General features: G+C 64.1%; 17 protein-coding genes. 5 read left to right on the top strand and 12 right to left on the bottom strand.

Features of this window, described 5'->3' with window-relative positions; all coding sequences use genetic code 11:
* Positions 1-37: 37 nt before the first annotated feature.
* From proB to FXY94_RS09055, 5 genes are all read right to left on the bottom strand, one after another.
* Positions 38-1,210 carry a glutamate 5-kinase gene (gene proB, locus FXY94_RS09035; RefSeq protein WP_016664724.1) on the bottom strand — a complete coding sequence of 391 codons (1,173 nt, stop codon included), beginning with the start codon at positions 1,208-1,210 and terminating at the stop codon, positions 38-40.
* On the bottom strand, positions 1,210-2,748 hold the full coding sequence (gene obgE / locus FXY94_RS09040; RefSeq protein ID WP_016664725.1) for a GTPase ObgE: 1,539 nt from the start codon (positions 2,746-2,748) through the stop codon (positions 1,210-1,212). Before obgE ends, proB begins: the two co-directional genes overlap by 1 nt.
* Positions 2,749-2,896: 148 nt before the next feature.
* Positions 2,897-3,151, bottom strand: a complete 255-nt coding sequence (rpmA, locus tag FXY94_RS09045; protein ID WP_016664726.1) for a 50S ribosomal protein L27 — start codon at positions 3,149-3,151, stop codon at positions 2,897-2,899.
* 33 nt (positions 3,152-3,184) lie between these two features.
* Entirely contained in the window at positions 3,185-3,493 is a 309-nt protein-coding gene (rplU, locus tag FXY94_RS09050; protein WP_016664727.1) for a 50S ribosomal protein L21, read from the bottom strand.
* 241 nt (positions 3,494-3,734) lie between these two features.
* The gene (locus FXY94_RS09055) at positions 3,735-6,701 is read right to left on the bottom strand and encodes an Rne/Rng family ribonuclease (RefSeq protein ID WP_016664728.1); all 2,967 of its coding nucleotides are present in this window, start codon (positions 6,699-6,701) and stop codon (positions 3,735-3,737) included.
* 514 nt (positions 6,702-7,215) lie between these two features.
* On the opposite strand from FXY94_RS09055, the gene FXY94_RS09060 reads away from it, so the two are divergent.
* Genes FXY94_RS09060 through FXY94_RS09080 form a run of 5 tightly spaced genes read left to right on the top strand, consistent with a single transcriptional unit; the run spans position 7,216 to position 14,630 of the window.
* Positions 7,216-8,790, top strand: coding sequence for a cytochrome ubiquinol oxidase subunit I (locus tag FXY94_RS09060; protein WP_016664729.1), 1,575 nt, complete (start codon positions 7,216-7,218; stop codon positions 8,788-8,790).
* Between the two features lie 19 nt (positions 8,791-8,809).
* Positions 8,810-9,898, top strand: coding sequence for a cytochrome d ubiquinol oxidase subunit II (cydB, locus tag FXY94_RS09065; RefSeq protein WP_016664730.1), 1,089 nt, complete (start codon positions 8,810-8,812; stop codon positions 9,896-9,898).
* Positions 9,899-9,905: 7 nt separating this feature from the next.
* Complete coding sequence (cydD, locus tag FXY94_RS09070; RefSeq protein WP_147594914.1) at positions 9,906-11,624, top strand: thiol reductant ABC exporter subunit CydD; 1,719 nt, start codon at positions 9,906-9,908, stop codon at positions 11,622-11,624.
* Entirely contained in the window at positions 11,621-13,474 is a 1,854-nt protein-coding gene (cydC, locus tag FXY94_RS09075; RefSeq protein WP_016664732.1) for a thiol reductant ABC exporter subunit CydC, read from the top strand. The genes cydD and cydC overlap by 4 nt, the downstream gene beginning before the upstream one ends.
* Entirely contained in the window at positions 13,449-14,630 is a 1,182-nt protein-coding gene (locus FXY94_RS09080) for a sensor histidine kinase (RefSeq protein WP_016664733.1), read from the top strand. The genes cydC and FXY94_RS09080 overlap by 26 nt, the downstream gene beginning before the upstream one ends.
* 15 nt (positions 14,631-14,645) lie before the next feature.
* Here the strand turns inward: FXY94_RS09080 and FXY94_RS09085 are convergent, their stop codons facing one another.
* The 7 genes from FXY94_RS09085 to FXY94_RS09115 all read right to left on the bottom strand — a co-directional run bounded on the left by FXY94_RS09085 (position 14,646) and on the right by FXY94_RS09115 (position 21,099).
* Positions 14,646-15,269, bottom strand: coding sequence for a response regulator (locus FXY94_RS09085; protein ID WP_016664734.1), 624 nt, complete (start codon positions 15,267-15,269; stop codon positions 14,646-14,648).
* Positions 15,270-15,423: 154 nt separating this feature from the next.
* A complete protein-coding gene (gene mutM, locus FXY94_RS09090; RefSeq protein ID WP_016664735.1) occupies positions 15,424-16,386 on the bottom strand; it encodes a bifunctional DNA-formamidopyrimidine glycosylase/DNA-(apurinic or apyrimidinic site) lyase in 963 nt (320 codons plus the stop codon).
* Between the two features lie 12 nt (positions 16,387-16,398).
* Positions 16,399-17,148: a ribonuclease III gene (gene rnc / locus FXY94_RS09095; RefSeq protein ID WP_016664736.1), complete on the bottom strand. Its 750-nt coding sequence runs from the start codon at positions 17,146-17,148 to the stop codon at positions 16,399-16,401.
* On the bottom strand, positions 17,145-17,765 hold the full coding sequence (locus tag FXY94_RS09100) for a YceD family protein (RefSeq protein WP_016664737.1): 621 nt from the start codon (positions 17,763-17,765) through the stop codon (positions 17,145-17,147). Before FXY94_RS09100 ends, rnc begins: the two co-directional genes overlap by 4 nt.
* On the bottom strand, positions 17,762-18,277 hold the full coding sequence (gene coaD, locus FXY94_RS09105) for a pantetheine-phosphate adenylyltransferase (protein WP_016664738.1): 516 nt from the start codon (positions 18,275-18,277) through the stop codon (positions 17,762-17,764). The genes FXY94_RS09100 and coaD overlap by 4 nt, the downstream gene beginning before the upstream one ends.
* Positions 18,278-18,286: 9 nt before the next feature.
* Positions 18,287-18,868 carry an RsmD family RNA methyltransferase gene (locus tag FXY94_RS09110; protein ID WP_016664739.1) on the bottom strand — a complete coding sequence of 194 codons (582 nt, stop codon included), beginning with the start codon at positions 18,866-18,868 and terminating at the stop codon, positions 18,287-18,289.
* Between the two features lie 2 nt (positions 18,869-18,870).
* Complete coding sequence (locus FXY94_RS09115) at positions 18,871-21,099, bottom strand: ATP-dependent DNA helicase RecG (protein ID WP_016664740.1); 2,229 nt, start codon at positions 21,097-21,099, stop codon at positions 18,871-18,873.
* Positions 21,100-21,228 lie beyond the last annotated feature (129 nt).

Raw genomic sequence — 21,228 nt, forward strand, 5'->3', positions numbered from 1 at the left:
GAGCACCACTTATAGCGCATTTCTCCCACCAAAGCGTCTATTTCAGCAGCACGAGATCGTCCCTGTGCACAACCGTGTGCACCCCGATCTCGCTTTCGCGCGCGGCAATCTCTTCCGATGTGAGCCCCATGATGCGCGAGATAGCGTCGGAAGAAAAATACGTGAGCCCGCGTGCCCGTACCCGCCCCGAGCTGTCAGCGATGTCCACGGGAGATCCGGCCGCGAACGTGCCCTCTACGCGCGTGATTCCCACGGGAAGAAGCGAACGCCTCTGCTCGACAACCGCGTGTACCGCGCCCTCGTCGAGCACCAGGGTGCCCTCCCCGCGGCTCGCGTACATGAGCCACATGAGTCGAGACCGCCGGCGACCCGTGGTGCGCGCCGGAAAGAACGTGCCGAAATCCTCGCCTGAGAGAACGGCATCGAATCTCGCGGGAAGTGTGAGAACGCACGCGGTTCCCGTAATGGTGGCGTCATGCGCGGCGGAAAGCTTCGTCACCATCCCACCGGTTCCGACGGTCGACCCGCGTGAGCCGATTTCGACCCCTTCGAGTTTCGCCGCATCTTTCACACAGGCGATCCTCTCGGCCTCGGGTTCCTTAGGCGGGCGTGTGAAAAGGCCATCGACATCGGTGAGAAGAACGAGGAGGTCGGCTCCCGTCACTTGCGCGACGAGGCTCGCGAGGCGGTCGTTGTCGCCGAAGTGGATCTCGCGAGTGGCGACCGTGTCGTTCTCATTGACGATGGGGACCGCCCCTGCGGCGAGCAGTGCGTTGAGCGATGCCCGCACGTTCCTATATTTCTCGGGGTGAACCATGTCGTCCTCGGTGAGCAACACCTGCCCCACGAGCACGTTGCTCATGCCGAAGGCCTGCGACCATTCACGAATGAGCATGCCTTGCCCGACCGAAGCGAGCGCCTGGCTATCGGTGATCGACTCGGGTCGCGCGTTAAACCCCATCGGGCGAAGCGCCGCGGCGATCGCGCCCGAGCTGACAATGACGACCTCGCGCCCCTCGTGAACGAGGCGCGACACGCTCGAAGCCAGTGCCCAAATCGCGTTGCGGTTGAGGTCACCGCTTGGAAGCGTGAGCGAACTCGAACCGATTTTCACCACGATGCGCTGTGCGCGCGTGAGAGAGGCCCGCGTATCGAGCCGTGCGGGGTCGTGAACACCGTGCCCGATACGTACCTTGTCGATTCGCGTCATCAGTCGTCTTTCGAAGGATCGGACCAGTGCCCTGCTTGACGTTCCGCCTCCATTGCACTGATGCGGTCCATGCGTTCCTTTACACGCACGCGGCGCACCTCGCGCTTTTCCTGACGCGTCGGGCGGGTACGCTCCTCGAGCCGCATGTCTGTACCGCGCTGGCCGAGGAATTCCGCACCTGTGACCATGGTCGGCTCCCAATCAAACACCACCGCGTCGTCTCCTGGGCCGATCACGACCGTGTCTCCGGCCTTCGCGCCCTTTTTGAAGAGTTCGTCCTCGATACCGAGGCGATTGAGACGGTCGGCGAGGTACCCCACAGCCTCGTCATTTGCGAAGGCCGTCTGACGCACCCATCGCTCGGGTTTGTCACCGCGGATGCGGTACACGCGCTGCCCCTCGAACTCCTCCGGGGTGATCGTAAACCCACCCGAATCCTGGTCCTCGGGGGTAATCGCGATCGTGGGGCGCTCGTCGCGCTCGGGGTCGGGATTTTCGAGGCGCTGGCGCTCCACGAGGGCTCCGAGGGTCAGCGCAAGCTCGCGAAGACCCGCGCGGGTCAGGGCGGACACTTCGAGAACGGGAACACCACGCTCCTTGAGCTCTTCGCGCACCATGTCGGCCATGTCTGAGCCGTCCGGCATATCAACTTTGTTGAGCACGATGACCGTCGGGCGCTCCATGAGGGGCGGGAGGCCAAGCCGACTCGACTCAGAATCGAGCCGTTCAGCGTACGTACGCAGCTCGTTTTCGATGAGCTCGAGATCGTGGACCGGATTGCGCTCCGCTTCCATCGTCGCGGCGTCGAGCACGTGGACGATCACGTGACAACGCTCGATATGCCGAAGAAAGTCGAGGCCGAGCCCCTTGCCTTCGGACGCGCCGGGGATGAGCCCGGGAACGTCAGCCATCGTGAAGCGGAACTGCTCTTGCTCAACCACCCCGAGATTCGGGGTGAGAGTCGTGAACGGGTAATCCGCAATCTTCGGGCGCGCCGCACTCATCGCGGCAATGAGCGAACTTTTACCCGCGCTCGGGAAGCCCACGAGGGCGACGTCGGCGATGGACTTCATCTCGAGAACGAGGGAACGTTCCTCACCTGGTTCGCCTAGGAGAGCAAAGCCGGGCGCCTTGCGCTTCGAACTCGCGAGGGCTGCGTTTCCGAGGCCGCCCTTACCGCCACGCGCCGCAACGAACCGCGTACCTTCGCCGACGAGGTCCGCGAGGAAGTTTCCTTCCTTGTCGCGCACGACGGTACCTTCGGGGACCTGGAGCACGAGATCCGCGCCTTTCGTCCCCTCGCGGAAGTCTCCCTTCCCAAATCCGCCCGACTCGGCGCGACGGTGAGGGAGGTGGTGAAAGTCCATGAGCGTCGTGACATTGCGCGAGACCTCGAGGATGACGTTGCCGCCGTCGCCTCCGTTGGCGCCGTCGGGCCCCGCGAGAGGCTTGAACTTTTCACGCTTGATCGAGGCGCAGCCATTGCCACCATCACCGCCGGTGATGTGGAGAACAGCGCGGTCAATGAAGGTTGCCATGGTGGCCTTTCGACGCGAGCGGATGCGCGAAGAGCGCTCTTGGCACCAGCCTAAGCTGATCCGCTCTGGAGTGCAGGGAGGTTAAACGTGAGGCGGGGAAGGGCCCCGCTGGGCACTTCCCCGCCTCACCTGTGAAAGTGGGCCAGCCTCAGACCGAGGCCACCACGTTCACCACGTTACGGTCGCGCTTACGCGCGAACTCGACGACGCCCTCGGTGAGAGCGAAAAGCGTGTCGTCGCCGCCACGGCCAACGCCCTGGCCCGGGTGGAAGCGGGTGCCGCGCTGGCGAACGATGATCTCGCCCGCGCCAACTTCCTGGCCCGCAAAGCGCTTCACGCCGAGGCGCTGAGCGTTCGAGTCGCGGCCGTTCTTCGAGGAGCTAACGCCCTTCTTTGATGCCATGAGTCAGTACCTTCTCTCGATATTTGAGATCGCTCAGGCGATCTTCGTGACCTTGAGCCGAGTCAGTTCCTGACGGTGGCCCTGGCGCTTCGTGTAGCCGGTCTTGTTCTTAAACTTGAGGATGCGAACCTTGGAACCGCGGAAGTCTTCGATCTTCTCAGCGGTCACGGTGACCTTCTCGAGGTCTTCCTTCGCGGAGGTCACCTTGTCACCGTCAACCAGGAGGACGGGAGCGAACTCTACGGTGTCGCCCGCCTCGCCGGCCACGCGGTTGATCACGATGGTGTCACCAACCGACACCTTCTCCTGACGACCGCCTGCGCGGACGATTGCGTACACCACGTCACTGCTCTTTTCTCGTTGCTGACAATTATGCTGGGTGTTTTCCCTCAAACCGCGCGGGCCACCGGTCGGGGCTTCACGGTCACTGCCGAAAGCGCGACCGCGAGAACCGCTGCGGGAAGGAAAAGTCTACGGCACGAAATGCACCGACGTATAGCTTACGAAATGCATTCCCCAGAATCAACCGTTGCAGGCATCGCGACCTGCGAAAACGCTCGACAATCCTGTGGAACTCATCACGTCACTCGACCTGCGCGTCCCCGCTGTGACCCACGGCAGTGTCCTCGGTCTCAGTGGAGGCACCCGCGGGGGCCTCAGAAGTCGTGGGCGGCTCCGCTGATTCAACGGGTTCGCTGCCCTCAGCCGGCGCGATGACCTGACCGTCAACAGTCACCTCGGGGGCCGAATGACCGGTGCTCGCAGCGGCAATCGAGGCAATCGTTGCGCGCGCGAGGGCACGCGAAGCCTCGTTGTCTTCAAGCCTGTGAACGTCCGAAGCATTCTTTGAATCGACGAGATCCTGCACGGCGTCTTTCGCCGAGGCGGCTTTCTCCTCGGCGGACTGCCCCTTTGACTCTCGCTTCGCCGACTTATTCGAATCGCCGTCTGAGTTGCGCGACTTCTTGGAGCGCCTGCGCGACTTCTTGGGCTCATCGTCGAAGGCGGGCGGCTCGTGATGATGCTGGCCGTCGAGATCGATTTGAATGCCACGCCCATTGCAGGCCTCGCACATGGTCGAGAACGTTTCAACGAGGCCCGCGCCCACGCGCTTGCGGGTCATCTGCACGAGTCCAAGGCTCGTGACTTCCGCGACCTGATGCTTGGTGCGGTCACGCGAAAGGCACTCGATCATGCGGCGCAGCACAAGATCGCGGTTAGCTTCGAGGACCATATCGATGAAGTCCACCACGATAATGCCGCCGATGTCGCGAAGTCGAAGTTGGCGAACGATCTCCTCGGCCGCCTCGAGGTTGTTACGGGTCACGGTTTCTTCGAGCGAACCGCCAGTTCCCGTGAACTTGCCCGTGTTGACGTCAACGACGGTCATGGCCTCGGTGCGATCGATGACGAGCGAACCGCCGGAGGGCAGGTAGACCTTGCGGTCCATCGCCTTCATGAGCTGCTCATCCACGCGGTATTTCGCGAAGGAATCCTTCTCCCCCACGTGTTTCGTGACGCGCTCGAGAAGATCGGGGGCGACCTCGCTAATGTATTCGTGCAGCTCCCTGTAGACGCTTTCGCCTTCGACGATGAGCGACGTGAAATCTTCATTGAAGATGTCGCGCACAACCTTGATCGCGAGATCCGGTTCGGTTGAGAGCGCGGTCGGGGCGTTCTTGCCCTTGGCGCTCGCTTTTTCGATCTTCTCCCACTGCTTCTGGAGTCGCTCGACGTCACGCTTGAGTTCGTCTTCGCTCGCGCCTTCAGCCGCGGTGCGCACGATAACGCCCGCTTCCGCGGGAACGATCGACTTGAGGATCTTCTTGAGGCGCGCACGCTCCTTGTCGGGAAGCTTCCGGCTGATGCCGGTCATCGATCCACCCGGGACATAAACGAGGTAGCGACCAGGCAGAGAGATCTGGCTCGTTAGGCGCGCGCCCTTGTGGCCAATTGGATCCTTCGTCACCTGGACCAGCACGGGATCGCCCGCCTTGAGAGCGGATTCGATGCGGCGCGGCTGCCCCTCGAGGCCAGCGGCATCCCAATTGACCTCGCCCGCGTAGAGCACGGCGTTGCGACCGCGACCGATATCAACGAAGGCAGCTTCCATCGACGGGAGAACGTTTTGGACCTTACCGAGGTAGACGTTGCCCACCATCGACGTGTGCGACTTCTGCGCCACGTAGTGCTCGACGAGGATGTTGTCCTCGAGCACCACGATCTGGGTTCGGCCCGGTCGTTCGCGCACGATCATCGTGCGCTTGACGGACTCGCGGCGAGCGAGGAACTCCGACTCGGTAATCGAGTGGCGCCTACGCCCGGACTCGCGGCCCTCGCGACGGCGCTGCTTCTTCGCTTCCAGGCGAGTCGAACCCTTGACAGCCTTGACTTCGTCCCGCGCCTCGCGAACCTTGACGACGGTGTTCGGCGGGTCGTCGGGGTGGGGCTCATCAGAGCCGCCTGAGCTGCCCGTGCGGCGGCGGCGCCGCCGGCGACGGCTCGACGTGCCGCCCTCGTCATCGCTGTCATCCGCATCGGTCGACGAGTCGCGATCGGCGACGTCCTTGGGCTCCTCTTCGCCATTCTCGCCCTGGGGCGAGTCGTCCTCACTCTTGCTTCCGCGACCGCGACGGCCGCGTCCGCCACGGCGGCGACGTCGGCGCGAGCTTCGCTGCGTGCCTTCACCGTCGGATTCTTCGGAATTTTCGGTGTCGCTCGCGCCCGTCTCCGCATCATCTTCGCTCGCGGAGTCCGAATCGGAGCCCTTTTTCTTCGCGCTGCGTTCAGTGCGGGCAGCCTCGCGCGACTCGCGCTCGGCACGCTCGATAGCTGCACGACGTGCGGCTTCGAGATCGGGAGCGCCAAAAGTAATGTCAACGGAGGCTTCGGCGAACAGATCGCTGGCCTCTTCGTCATCGTCGATCTCGCTCGCGGTCACGCTCGGTTCCGAGGTCGGGGTGGGGGCCTGGAAGAGAAGCGAGGCAAAGCCGAGCATGTCCGGGGCCGACGACTCTTCGGCTACCTCGACGCTCTGACGAGAGTCGGCGAGGGCCTTGAGATCACGCGAAATGTCGTGAGCCCCGAAGGAGCCCTCTTCTCGACTGTCGGATTCTCGCGTGTCCGTGTCGCGTGCGGGTTCGGATACCTCGCTCGGCGCCCCTTTGGCATGGTCCGTACGCCCCTCATCGACGGCTGCAGACGCACGACCTTTTTTCACGGCTGAGCCTTGGTCAGTCGGCTCAGCTGAATGAGTCCTTGCAGCTTCGCTCGCGGGAATGCCTGTTGCTGACTTCCCTGCTTTCGCTGCCTCTTTCTTGGCAGCCCGCTCAGCGAGCCGACGCTCACGAAGATTGAGGGGCTTGGCGTCGCTCACGACGGCACTGCCTTGAGCGGCGACGCTCGTGTGCGCACTCGAGGAAGGAGTCGATTGCTCCGCAGCTACGGAGGGCGCCCCTGCGGGCGCTCCTGCGGCACGTCGGACACGACGGCGCTGGCGCGAGGCGCCCTGACTACTCGACGATTCGTTATAGGAACCCACTTCAGCCATGTGGCTGCTCCGTTCTAGGGCGGCCCAGCGCATCCTGGAGCCGCCATATGTCATCGCCCGTGGGCGGAAGCCGAATTAACCCTCCCCCTTCGCGCTGCTCTTCACGAGCGCTGCGACACCCGAAGCCTTGCGTCACGGCCAAAGCGTGGCCGGAGCGACAACCGGATAGCGGGGGATCCTTTACGCCGGATGCGTCGGCGCAAACATCACTGCCAAGTATCGCACACGATGACACGAATCGCTCGCAGGTAGGCAGCCGTCGGACGCCTCTCGAACGGCGGCGCGGCGCAGCAATAACCCCGCAACCAGCGGCGCACCAGCCGCGGCAGCGTCCTTTTCGCGAGGCGCCCATTGCATAAAACAATGGGGGCGACACGCAAAAACCGCAGGCCAGAAACGCCTTAGGGGCGTAGAATGGCAATCAGCAAAATCGGGCCCAAGGTCCCGACCATGCACCCTCGAGGTTTCTAACCTGAGGGTGAACCACCCTGTCCCTCTCTAGAAAAGGACGCCCATGGACGCGCTCGATCTCGCGCGGTGGCAGTTCGGCATCACGACCGTCTACCACTTCATTTTCGTGCCGCTCACGATCGGTCTTTCACTGCTTGTCGCGATCATGCAAACGATCGCTGTACGCGCAAAAGACCCCGTGAAGGCCGATTCGTGGACGCGCATCACGAAATTCTTTGGCTCAATGCTCATCGTGAACTTCGGCATCGGTATCGCAACCGGTATCGTCCAGGAGTTCCAGTTCGGCATGAACTGGTCTGAGTACTCCCGCTTCATGGGCGACATCTTCGGAGCGCCGCTCGCGCTCGAAGGCCTCGCCGCCTTCTTCATGGAATCAACCTTCCTCGGCCTGTGGATCTTCGGCTGGAACCGCCTCCCGAAGGGTCTGCACCTCCTCACGATCTGGATGGTGGCGATTGGCACGACTCTTTCGGCGTACTTCATCATTGCCGCGAACTCGTTCATGCAGCACCCCGTCGCTGCCGTGTTCAACCCTGAAACCGGCCGTGCGGAGCTCGACCCTGCGCAGGGCGGCATTTTCGCGCTCCTGACGAACGTCACGACCCTCGCGGCCTTCCCTCACGTGATTGCTGGCGCATGGCTCGTGGCCGGCTGCTTTGTCACCGGCATTGCCGCATGGCACATGGTGAAAAACCACAAGCGCGCCGAGGACCAGACCCTCTCGGGCGAGGAACAGGCCGCTGCCGGCCATCTCGCGAAGAACGTATGGCGTCCGGCAACCCGCTTCGGAGTCCTCGTCATGGTGCTGTCCGCCGTCGGTCTCCTGGCATCCGGCGACTTCCAGGGCAAGCTCATGTTCGAGCAGCAGCCCATGAAGATGGCCTCGGCGGAGGCCCTGTGCCACACCGAAACGGGCGCGAGCTTCTCGATCCTCTCGGTCGCGGGTCCCCGCGCGTTCTCTCAGGACTGCACCGACATCTCGCACATCATCGAAATCCCGTACGTGACCTCGATCCTCGCGACGAATGACCCGAACGCAACGCTCAAGGGCGTGACTGAGCTCAACGCTGAATACAAAGAAAAGTTCGGTGCCACGGCCGTCGATGCGAGCGGCAAGACCGTCGACGTCGACTACCGCCCGAACCTTTTCGTCACCTACTGGTCCTTCCGTCTCATGATCGGCTTCGCGATCTTCTCCGGCATTCTCGCCGTCTGGGCCTTCTGGGTCACGCGTGGCAAGGGCGAGAAGGCACGCACCTCGGGCTCGACCTGGTTCGCGCGCTTTGCCCTGTTTGCGATCCCCATGCCGTTCATCGCCAACGCCTTCGGCTGGATCTTCACCGAGATGGGCCGTCAGCCGTGGATCGTCGCACCGTCACCCACCGGCGACCCGCTCGTACGGCTGCTCACGATGCAGGGCGTCTCAGGCCACGAAGGCTGGCAGGTAATCGTTTCGCTCGTGGTCTTCACGCTTCTGTACGGCGTGCTTGCGGTCGTGTGGTACTACCTCATGCGCAACCAGGCCCGCAAGGACATCAAGGCTCCGCGCTCGCTCTCCGTGAAGGAGAGTGCAGCTCCCGCTGAGATCGATACCCCGACCATCAGCTTCGGCTACTGAGAGAAAGGAGTAGACAATCATGGAAGCAACGTTCCTACAGACCCTGTGGTTCATTCTCGTCGCAGTGCTGTTCCTCGGCTACTTCATTCTCGAGGGCTTCGACTTCGGCGTGGGCATGAACGTCTTCGCGCTCGGCAAGGGCGAGGAGAAGCGGAAGAATCAGATCATCACGACCATCGGCCCCGTGTGGGACGCCAACGAGGTGTGGATCCTCGTGGGTGGTGGCGCGCTGTTTGCCGCGTTCCCGGAATGGTACGCGACGATGTTCTCGGGCTTCTACCTCGCGCTCATCATCATTCTCGTGGCCCTCATCGTTCGCGTCTGCGCGTTCAAGTACCGCAATAAGGTTGAGAGCGCGTCGTGGAAGTTCGCGTGGGACATCTGCCACTTCATCGGTGGCCTCGTGCCCGCGCTCATTTGGGGCGTGGCCGTGGGCAACATCGTGCGTGGCGTCAACATGGAGGCGAATGCCGGCGGCAAGAGCGTCGTCACTGATTCGCTCTTTGATCTCCTGAACCCGTTCGCGCTTCTCGCAGGTGTGGTGTTCGTGCTCCTCTTCTGGCTGCACGGCACGCTGTTCCTCGCGCTTCGCACCACGGGCGAGGTCCGAGACGACGCAAACAAGCTCGCGGGCGTCATCGCCATCCCGACCATCGTCGCAGCGGCAGCGTGGGTCCTGTGGGCCCAGCTCGCCTACTCGAACAACGCCTGGACGTGGATCCCGCTCGTCATCGCAGCGCTCGCCCTTATCGGGGCGTTCGTACTCAACCGCGCAGGGCGCGAGGGCCTCGCATTTGCCTCGACGTCGGTCGCTATCGGCTTCGCCACGATCATGGCCTTCGGCGCGATCTTCCCGAACGTGCTCCCCGCCGCCAATGATCCGGCTCTCTCGCTGACCGTCATGAACGCCTCGAGCACCGAGTACACTCTTCGGGTCATGACGATCGCGACCGTCATTTTGCTCCCGATCGTTCTCGCCTACCAGGCTTGGGCCTACTGGGTCTTCCGCGCTCGCGTTACGGGCGAGGGTTTCCCGGCCGCCCACGCGGCGAACCTCGCGCGAAAGGCGAAAGAGGGCTGCCGCGAAGCCTTCGACACGGAAAGCTAAAGCACCTTTGGCAAAGCGACAGCCTCCACTTGATCCGAGACTCCTCCGTCACGTTCACAGCGCTCGCGCGCACGTGATCCGCACGGTTGTCTTGGGCCTCGTGGAGGCTGTTTGCGCAATCACGACCGCATGGTGCGTCGCCTCGCTCGGCGCGGATCTCCTCGCCAACCGAACATGGCCGCACGACAACCCCTTCCCACTCATCGTGCTCGCGATCGCGCTTGTGATTCGTGCGAGCGCCGTGTGGTACACGCAAGCCACGGGCCACCGTGCAGCGACCGAAACGATCGGGGAACTGAGGCGGGCCGTCGTCGAGACGAACGCGCGTCTCGGCCCGCGCGGACGCACCGGCGAAGCCGCCTCGACAGCCGCACTCGCCACCGCGGGGCTCGAAAACCTCCGCCCCTATCTCACGGGGTACGTCCCGCAGCTTGCACTTTCGGCGACGGTCACCCCACTCGCACTTACCGCGATCGCGCTATGGGATCTCACCAGTGCGATCGTCGCGTGTATCGCCCTTCCGCTCATCCCCATCTTCATGATCCTCATCGGGAAAATGACTGAAGGCTCCTCGGCCCGCTCTCTCGCGACCATGCGCACGCTGTGGGCCGAGACTCTCGATCTGGTCGAAGGCCTCCCGACGCTACGTGCGCTCGGCCGCGCACAGGGATCCGAGCGCATCGTCGCGGACCTCGGCGCGCGACACAAGAAGTCCGCAATGACGACGCTTGCGTGGGCATTCCTTTCGAGTTTTGCCCTCGAACTCATCGCTACTCTCGGCGTTGCGCTCATCGCCGTCTCCATTGGTTTGCGCCTCGTGGGCGGCGCAATGGAGCTTTTCCCGGCAATCGCCGTGCTCGTTCTTGCCGCCGAGGTGTATCTCCCCTTGCGCCTCGTGGGCCAGCAGTTTCACGCCTCGACGGATGGCCTCGCTGCTGTCGACGCCGCCTTCGAGATCCTCAATGCCCCCGCAGCGGCGGGCAAAGTGGAAACCGGTGACAACGCCACCCGCCCTGCTGCCCCCTCGCTATCGCGCACGAGCATTGTCCTGCGTGATCTGAGCGTTGCGGGGCGCGACCGTCTCGCGCCTGCCCACCTCACTGCCGTCATCACACCCGGCCAGATTACTGCCCTTCGCGGCGCGAGTGGCGAGGGAAAATCGACGACGATCGCCGCCATCCTCGGGCTCCTCACGCCGACCACGGGCAGCGTGCTGCTTCGCACCGAGGAGGGAAACAGCATTGCCCTCAGTGAGATCGATCGAGAAAGCCTCTGGGCGCAGATCGCATGGCTGCCTCAGCGCCCCGTCGTGGGCCCTGGCACCCTGCGCGAGATCCTCCACGAGTCTCTTCCCGCGGGAATTGCCCCGGGAACCGAAGAGGCACGCGCCCTCATTGCGAGGGCGTCACGTGCGACCGGTCTCGACACACACGTCGCGGATGTTCACGGCTGGGACGTCGAACTTGGCCGCGGTGGGACCGGGCTTTCCGTCGGTCAGCGCCAGCGCGTCGCCCTCACAACCGCCCTCCTCGAGGCGAAACCGCTCGTCATTCTTGACGAACCCACTTCGCACCTTGACGGGGCGAGCGAGGCGATGATCGTTCGCCTGCTCGAGACGCTGCGCGAACAGGGCTCGAGCGTCCTCGTGACCGCCCATAGGCAGGCTCTCCTCGATGTCGCCGACCAGGTGATCGATGTGCGTGCCGCGGAGGTGTCCGTCCCGTGAAAATATCGTCGCGCGCCCTTTCGCGCATGCATGAGCTCATGGAGATCGGCCCGCGCCAGCTCACATCAGCGGTCGCCGCAGGTGCAGCGACACTCGCGAGCGCCTTTGCCCTCGCGGTTGTGTCGGGCTACCTCATTACGAAGTCGTGGACGATGCCGCCAGTTCTCGATCTTTCCGTTGCCGTCGTGTCCGTGCGTGCTCTTGGCATCTCCCGCGGCGCCTTTCGGTATTTCGAGCGCCTGCTCACGCACGATGCCGCCCTCACCGGCGTCGCGCGCCTGCGTACCAACATGTACGCGGGGCTTGCGAGCGCTCCCTCCGCCCTCGCGGGGCGCCTCAGGCGCGGCGATCTACTCGCGCGTATCGGCGATGACGCCGAAGACATGGCGAACGATGTCATTCGTGCCGTGGTACCAGCCCTCGTCGCGCTCGTCATGGCAGTCGCGATCCTTGCGACCATCGCCCCATTCTCACCGATTGCGGCACTCGCCATGCTCGTTGGCCTCGCCTTCGCGACGATCATCGCCCCGTTCTTCGCCTTCAAGGCGGCGCTCTTTGCGGAGCGCGAACTCGTCGAGGCCCGCTCTCGCCTCAATACGCTCTCGCTTTTTGCCCTCGACAACGCTGATGTCCTTCGCGTCAAGGGGCAATGGAACAGCACCCTCGCCGACCTAGAGGCCGCCCAGGAACAGTTTGATGCGGCCCTCGACAAAGCGGCCGTGCCCTCGGCTTTCGCGCGCAGTAGCACCCAGATCGCTATGATCCCCGCGCTTCTCGGCTCGATTCTCGCCGCGGGCGCCGTCTACAACCTCGACACCACGGGGTTGCTTGGCGGCCTCATGGGCCACACGGCGGGCATCATCGGCGTCATCATTCTCGCCCCGTTGTCGAGCTTTGAAGCGGCATCTGTTCTCCCGCAAGCAGCCAGTCAGCGCGCACGGTCGATTGTCGCCGCTGAACGCCTCCACGAACTCGATCCGGGCAACACCCCGATCGCCTCAGCGTTCGACACTCGGGCAGGCTCGAGCGTGCGCGACGCTCTGCGCGCTGCGACAGAAGACGCGCAGTCGGCGATCGAAGGCCGCCGAGCCGTCGGCCCCACTTCTGCCGAAGACACGCCCGCGCCCGCGCGCACTGAACGCCCCGCCCCCGCCGTCCTGAGTGCATCTGGACTGACGACGGGCTGGAGTGCCGAGCATCCGCTCGCACACGGGCTTGAACTGAGCTTTACCCCGGGAAGTCGCACGCTCGTGTATGGCGCTTCGGGTCGTGGAAAGTCGACGCTCGGCCTGACCCTTGCGGGGCTTCTCACCCCGCTGAGCGGGCAAGTTGTGTATGGCGATACTCCCCTCACGTCGTTCTCTCCGGCCGCGCTCGCCTCACGTGTGTCGTTTTACGCCGAGGACGCGCACGTGTTTGCGACGAGCCTTCGCGAGAATATTCGTGTCGTGCGCGGCGATCTCACCGACGCAGAAATCCATCACGCCCTCGACCTCGCGGGCCTCGGCGGATGGGTATCGGGGCTCGCTTCGGGGCTCGACACAATCCTTGGCAGTGGCGGCGAGGACGTCTCCGGTGGCGAGCGGCGAAGGCTTCTTCTCGCTCGCGCGATCGCACACGGCGCCCCGGTGACGATCCTCGATGAACCTACCGAACACCTCAACCTTGACCTGGCGGCCGAGCTCATGGACGGTATTCTCACCCCGGGCGCGTTCTTCGCGGCCGATGCGACCGTCATCGTGATTACGCACGATCAGCGCTTCAAGGAATCGGGAGCGGCGGTGCTCGACCTCGACGCCCACACGACTCACGAAGGGAGCACCCATGTCGAACGCCACAAGAATCAGTGAGCTGACAGCGGCGGTACTCAATGCCGAGGACCCCGACGATGTCCTCGACCTCTTGGCCGATTCCACGTTCGAGATTCTTTCGCCCGATTCGCTCCTCGTGCTTCTCCCCCTGAACGATTCGACGTGGGTGTGCGAGCTTGTTCGGGGGCGGTTTCAAGCTGAACTACTCGGAGCGTCCGTCTCTCACTCGTCGGAAACGGCCGATTCGGCGCCCTTGCCTTTCGTACTCGATCACGACTCACAGGAGGCACTCGCGACTCTCACGTGGGGTGACCTCACGCGCGCTCTTGCCGACGAGGACCTCCCGGCTCCCGAGGGATCGACGAGCGCACTCGTGGCGTTTCCGATCGATGCGGGCGCCGCGAGGCGCGGATTACTCATCGCCGTTCGGTTCGCGGATGAGGACTCCGACGCCACCGCAGCTTTTACCGACGCCGAGAACGTGAGCGCCGCTTCGCTCGCCTCTCTCTTTTCGTTCGCGCTCAATGGGTCAACGGGGCGCAGCGCCATCGAGGATGACCTCAATAACGAGCGAAACCGCATCGCCCGCGACCTTCACGACCTCGCCATCCAAGAGCTTTTCGGTGTGGGCATGCAGCTCGAGACCGTGATGTCGCAAGCCTCGCGTTTTCCTGAATACTCAGACGAAGGGCCGGTCGCGACGAGCCTTAAGGATTCTGTCGCGGGCATCGAGCGTTCGATCGCGGAAATCCGCGGGATCGTCCAGTCGCTGCGGAATGAGACAGTCGAGGTGACGCTCTCTCAGCGGCTTCGCCACGAGTGCGGGCTCGCGATCGCAGGCCTCGGCTTTGTGCCGTCGCTGCACCTTCAGGCACCGGTCGCCGAGCTCGACGCGATCGAGGGCGAACTTAAGGAGGATGTTGTCGCGGTCGTGAAGGAGTGCCTGGCGAACGTTGCGCGCCACGCACACGCGAGCGCGGTCTCCGTGAGCATCACGCTCTTCAAAGAGGGCGTGGATACGGTCATCCAGGTGAACGTGAGCGACAACGGGCGCGGCATCGATCCCAGTATCACGCGCCGCTCGGGGCTCGCGAACATGGGTGCACGCGCGCGGCGCCACCTCGGCTGGGTTGATTTTTACAGCCTCGACCCGGGGACGATGGTGAGCTGGCGCGCGACCATCATCGCCGAGTAGTGCGGCGCAGGGGCGTTACTTCCAGTCGGCTCGACGGCGCGAGACGACCCAGGCCGCGACCTGAGTGCGGCGCTGCAGCCCCATTTTGTGGAGGATGCCCGTGATGCGGTTCTTGACGGTCTTTTCGGCGACGCCGAGCTGGTCGGCGATTTCGCGGTTCGCGAGCCCGTCACCGATGTACTCAACGATGCGGCGTTCGACGGCGGAGAAGTCGAATTCGTCTTCGCTCGTGCCGCCCGCGGGCCACGCGGTTTCGCCGTTCGCCACCTTGAGGATCGTCGAGATGATCTCGGCCGAGCGCACGGATTTGAGGAGGAGCCCCGAGGCGCCAGCAGCGCGGGATTCGCGGATCGCCGCATCATCGTTGAACGAGGTGAGCACGAGCATGGTCTGGTTCTCGTTCTCCTGGCGGGCCGCGTTCATGACGTCGATTCCGGTACCGTCGGGGAGCTGGAGGTCCGTGACGAGGATGTCTGGCTGGACGGCGGGAAGCCGACGCTTGGCTTCGCCAACGGTGCTTGCCTCGGCGACAACGCTGAGGCGGGCATCCGCGTCAATGACGGCAACGATGCCGCGACGCACAACTTCGTGGTCGTCGACAATCATGACGCGGTACTGATCGCCGCTTACTTCGCTCACGCGGTACTCTCCAGTTCGATTGATCGTGATCCTCACATGTCCTACCCGGACATCCTAGCCGAACGGGGACCAAATGCCCCACTACAACACCTTTATGCGGGCGTATAAGAGCGTGCGGCTACGCGCTCGCACGCTCCGTGCTTCTGTAGACCCTTTAGCGCAGGCGCTGGCAATAGGGGCAGAAGTGGCTCGAGCGATTCTGGAATTGCGCCCGCACGAGGGCACGATTGCACCGTGGGCACGGGGTGCCGTGCTTGCCGTAGGCCTTCAGCGACCGAGCGAAATAGCCGCTTCGGCCGTCGACGTTCACGTATAGCGCATCGAAGCTCGTGCCGCCCACCTCGAGGGCGCGCTGCATGACTTCACGGCACGCCCCCAGAAGCTCCTTGACCTTTCGACTCGAGATCCCGATCGCGGGGCGCGCGAAATGCAGCCGCGCCTCCCATAGGCCCTCATCAGCGTAGATATTCCCGATCCCGCTGAGGGTGCTTTGATCCAGGATGACGGATTTGATGGGGGCCGTGCGCCTACGGATCCGGCGCACGAGGAGCTCTTCATCGAGACAAGGATCGAGCAGGTCACGGGCAATATGCGCCGCGCTTTGCGGAATGAGCGGAAGATCGGTGCCCTCGCCCCCTGCACGAGCATCGGCCGTACCGATCAGCGGGCTTACGTGCATCCCGCCAAAAATCCGCTGATCCACAAAATCGATGCGCGCACCGCCCTCCATGTGAAGGCGAATGCGTAGGTGGGTCACGGGATCCGGCGCGGGCCCCTCGCTCACGTGCGGTTCCGACGCTTGAGGCGCCCCACTCACTGCCCCGTCGCGAACACGAAGCTGGCCACTCATGCCCAGATGCATGACGAGCGCTTCGCCGTGCGCTGAAGGATTCGAAGGAGCGTAGCCGGCGTCGGACAGCGGCGCCCACAGGAACTTCCCTCGCCTCGCAACCGAGCGAACGCGGCGTCCCTCAAGCTGCCGCACGAAACTTTCCGCGCCGCCAGCGTGGCGCTTGAGCGAGCGCGCATCGAGCACTTCGACGCGTTCGATCACGCGCGAGGCCATGTACGGCTCGAGGCCTCGACGGACGACCTCAACCTCGGGAAGCTCGGGCACCGCGGGCCTGCCCTACTCTTCGAACATCGTGAATGTCTCGCCGCGTGCGCTGTAGTACGCGAGGACGGCCCTGCGGGCGGCCTCCATCTCGGCCCCCTTCTTGCTCGTGCCTTCGCCTGTCCCCGCGAGGGTTTCGCCAACGCTCACGTGCGCGCGGAAGTGTTCGGTATCGCCCGCTGTCCATTCCTCGTACGTGTAGGCGGGGACAGCGCTGAGAAGCGCGCCGATCTCCTGCAGCCGCGACTTGTAGTCGAATGCGCCGAGCATGAACGTGTCGTCGTCGAGGATCGGAGAAAGGAGGTCGAGCACGAATACGCGGGCCGCTTCGGCGCCGAGGCTCAGGTGCACGGCTCCGATAATCGCTTCGACGGCATCCTCGAGCACGGAATCTCGGTCCCGCCCACCCGTAAGGGACTCGCCCTTGCCGAGTTTGAGGTAGGCGCCAAGGTTGTGCAGGCGTGCGATGTGTGAAAGGGCGCGCGTGCTCACGACGGTCGAGCGGCGGCGAGAAAGAGAACCCTGGGATGCGTCCGGGTAGGTGCGGTACAGGTGGTCGGCGACGGCGAGGCTCAGCACCGCGTCGCCGAGGTACTCGAGGCGTTCATTTTGCGGGCACTCGTCGTTTTCAAAACTGTAGGAGCGGTGGGTGAGCGCGAGGTCGAGCAGGTCGGGATCGAGCTCGCCCTTCAGTGGGAGCGAAGCCAACAGTCCGCTGCGATCCTCGAGGTGCGGAATGGGCTGCCGTTTGCGCTTGCGGCTCACTTCTCCTCACCCTCGCGATCGTCGTCCTGCTCGAGCAGTCCGGCGAGCGCCGCAAAACGCGGGTCGTAGATGACGTGCTCATGGTCGGGATCGTCTTCCATACGCATGCCGCACTGGGAGCAGAGGCCCGGGCAGTCCTCGCGGCACAAAGGTTGGTAGGGCGCGGCCATCGCAAAAGCGTCGTGAACGAGAGGGCCGAGGTCGATCACATCGCCCTCGAGCACGGGGACGTCCTCGTCTTCGAGCTCGGCCGGAACCTTCTCGGGGTAGCTAAACAGTTCGTCGAAGCGCACGTCGAGGTGGTCGTCAACCGGGTCGAGGCAGCGCGAGCACTCGGCATGGACGTCTGCGTGTGCCGTCCCGGTCACGTATATGCCTTCATCGACCGATTCGAGGCTCGCCTCGACCGTGATGTCGTCGCCGGGCCTCACGGCAAATTCGGGGTCGCCCACGGGCTGCGTGGAGGTTGCCTTGCGCGAAATGGTGCGCTGCGAGCCGATTTTATGGATGAGATCGATCGCGTCGATCTCAAGATCGAGCCCCGCGTTGAAGGGTTTTTCGGCCTGGGCGTCCTTCTTTCGGGGGCGCGGGGTGTTCTTGCCCTTCGCGTCGGTCATGATTGCTCCTTTGAGTCTGCGGCTGGCGTTGTGTATGCGGCGGTGAGGGCGCGCGTTGACGCATCCGGAAGATAGCGGCTCGCATCACCGCCGAGGGAGTAAATCTCTCGAACGAGCGAGCTCGAGATGTGCGCGAGAGCGGGATCGGTCAAGAGGAAGAGCGTGTCTAGCCCGCCGAGGTCCATATTGGCCCGCGCCATGGGTTCCTCGTACGCGAGGTCCTGGGCGTTTCGTATCCCTTTGACGAGGTGGGTTGCGCCGAGTTTCTTCGCGCCTTCGACAAGGAGGCCACCCGGCAGCTTGTCAACACTCGCTCTGTCGGCAAGGCCCTCGCGGGCAAGCGTCTCACGAATAGCTTCGCAGCGCGCGTCGAAGGGGATGCGCGCGCTCTTATGGGGGTTGTGGGCGACTGCCACGATCACGCGATCGCTGAGCGCATACGCGCGCCTCACGAGATCGAGGTGCCCGAGAGTGAACGGATCGAATGACCCCGGGATAAGGGCGGTGAGCATGCGTTAAGCCTACCGGCTTGCCTCCGTGATCGCTGGATCGAGGTAGGTGAAGTATTCGACTCTCGTGTCCCCGAAATCTCGCGCTCCCTCGTCAACGAAATAGGAGGGTAGCGGAGTTTTTTCGCTTCGCGCGGAACGTTCGAGCACGATTGTCGCCTCATCGGCAAACTGGCCGGCTGCACCGAGGCCGGTCACGAGGCTCACAAGCTCTTCGGTCGCAACGGCGTAGGGCGGGTCGGCGCACACGAGCGTAAAGGGGGCCTCCCGGCGGGGTCCGACGCTTGCCTGGCCGCACTCGACCCTCAGGCTTTCTTCGAGGCCAAGCGCTCGGGCGGCCTCGCTGATGGCCTTTGCCGTGGGGCGATGCGCTTCGACGAGAACGGCGAAGTCCGCTCCTCGCGATAGTGCCTCGAAGGCGAGCGCCCCGGTTCCGGCGTAGAGGTCGAGAACCGTCGAGCCGCGCACGGCGCCCCACGAGTCGAGCCTTGAGAAAACTGCTTCGCGCACGCGATCACTCGTGGGCCGGGTGCGGTTCGTGGGAGGTGACGGCACGGTGCGTCCGCCGAGTCGTCCGGCGATAATGCGGGGCACGGTCAGCTCCTTTCGAGATTGTCGACGCCGCGAGCACTGTGGCGCGCAATCGCGGCATCGAGGGCATCGTGTTCGCTCGCGGATGGCGCCTCGAGGCTACTTGTCGTAAGCACCCCGCGAGACAGGGCTTCGGTCACGAGAGCGTCTTCGCGAGCCTCAAGGATCATACGCGCGTCGCGGCCCACGTCGAGGAATCGCACGGCTACGGACGTTCCCGATTGAATATCACCGACAAGGTCACCGCCGCCGCGACGCTCGAGATCCAGCTCGGCGAGAGCAAAACCGTCAGTGGTGGAGGCGAGTTCTACGAGCCCGTCGTGCTGCGCGCTCTGGCGGGGGAACCGCGTGGCAAAGAACGCGATTCCCGGATGCGCGCCTCGACCAATACGGCCGCGGAGCTGGTGAAGTTGGGCGAGGCCGAAGCGCTCGGCATCGAGCACGAGCATGACGCTCGCATTCGGCACATCGACGCCGACTTCGATCACGGTCGTCGCCACGAGCACGTCAATGTCACCAGCGGCAAACGCCTCCATGCGCTCGCGTTTAATGTCGCTTGGAAGCCGGCCGTGCAATTCCTCGATGCGAAGCGCGTCAAAGCCGGGTTTCGCCCGCAGCATCTCGAGCGTGGGAGTGACCGCGTGGAGCGGGTGTTCGCTCCCGAACGGATCTGCGAGACTAGCGGCCTGCGCTGGATCCTCCGGATCGATGCGCGGACACACGACGAATGCCTGGCGACCGGCGTGGACTTCCTCGAGGACGCGCTCCCACATGCGCTCGCGCCACGCGGTATCGCCCAGGGGCACGACAAATGAGGATACCCCGGCGCCCTCGCGAGGCCGCCCCTCGAGCGTGAGCAAATCGAGGTCACCGACGAGGGCGAGCGCAGCCGATCGAGGGATCGGGGTCGCGGTCATCACCATCATGTGCGGGCGCAGGTCGCCGGGTCCCTTGGACCGCAGTTGGCGGCGGTGATCCACGCCGAAGCGATGCTGTTCATCGATAATTACGAGGCCGAGCTTCAAAAAGTCGACGCTCTCGGTCAGCAGCGCGTGTGTTCCCACGGCGATCCCGGCCTCGCCACTCATGAGATCGAGAAGGCTCTCGCGTCGCTCGGAGGCCTTCTGGGCGCCGACGAGCAGGCGAACGCGAGTCGCCGACTCGTGCGCATCAAGGTGACCGCGGCGCGCAAGGTCGCCAAGCATCGCCGTGATGGTCGAGTAATGCTGCCGTGCGAGTACTTCCGTCGGGGCGAGGAGCACGGCTTGGAAACCGGAATCGACGGCGCGCACCATCGCGCGCAGCGCCACCACGGTTTTTCCCGAGCCCACGTCTCCTTGGAGCAGAAGCGACGTGGGGTGGGGTGCAGCAATCCTCTCGGCGATCTGCTCCCCCACGTCCTTTTGCGACGAGGTCAAGGTGAACGGCAACCGCCCATCGAGTGACCGGCTGAGGTCCCCGTAAGTCCCGAGCTGCGGGGCGGCGTCCTGAACGTCTTGTGCTCGACGCCTGGCGAAAATCGACTGGATGACAAAAGCCTCTTCGAAGCGGAAATACCGCAGGGCGCGTTCGACCTCCGTTTGGTCGTGAGGAGCATGGAGCATCCGCGCCGCCTCAGCGATCGTGGGCAGGTCGCGCTCACGCCTAATCGCGGCGGGAATCACGTCGCGCAGCTCGTCGACGTGTCGCAGCGCTTTTGTCAATAGCGAGCGCATGAGCTTCTGCGTCGCTGCACCGCGAAATGGATACACGGGGGCGGGCTCGAGTGCAGCGGCGACCGCCCGAGCCTCTTCCGGCGAGGGGTCGCTTGCAAGCAGAAGGTAGTCGGGGTGCGCGATCTGGTTTTCCCCCCGAAAACGCGAAACCGTTCCGCTCACAAGCACGCGCGTACCCTCGCGCAGCCTGCTCATGTGCCAGTTGACGAGGTGCGCCTTGAAAAGAAAGAACGTGAGTTGGATGCTTTCGCCCTCGTCGTCGCACACGCGCACATCAAGGAGGGTGCCCTTGCGATTCTTCATCGCACGCTCACGCACGCGTTCGACGGTCGCGATGACGGAAATATCGTCGCCCTCGCTCAAATGGCGCAGGTCGCGCAAGGGACCGGGCGAGGCATAGCGGCGTGGTGGAATGCGCACGAGGTCCTCGACATCCCTCGCACCCAGTGCGCGCGCGGCGGCGGTTTCCTTGGGAGTCAAGAGGCCCGCGGGGAAACCGTCGGCCTTCGCCTTCACCACGCTCGCTCCTTTCGCCCCGCCATCACTGACAGCATTCTTTCACGACCGACGTCGCGATGTGGCTGACTACACAGGGGCTATGAAGGAATCCCTATCGCTCTTCGCGCGTGAGTGGGCTATGCTTTTGGG

It is taken from the genome of Dermabacter jinjuensis (genome assembly GCF_902381725.1).
Lineage (GTDB): Bacteria > Actinomycetota > Actinomycetes > Actinomycetales > Dermabacteraceae > Dermabacter > Dermabacter hominis.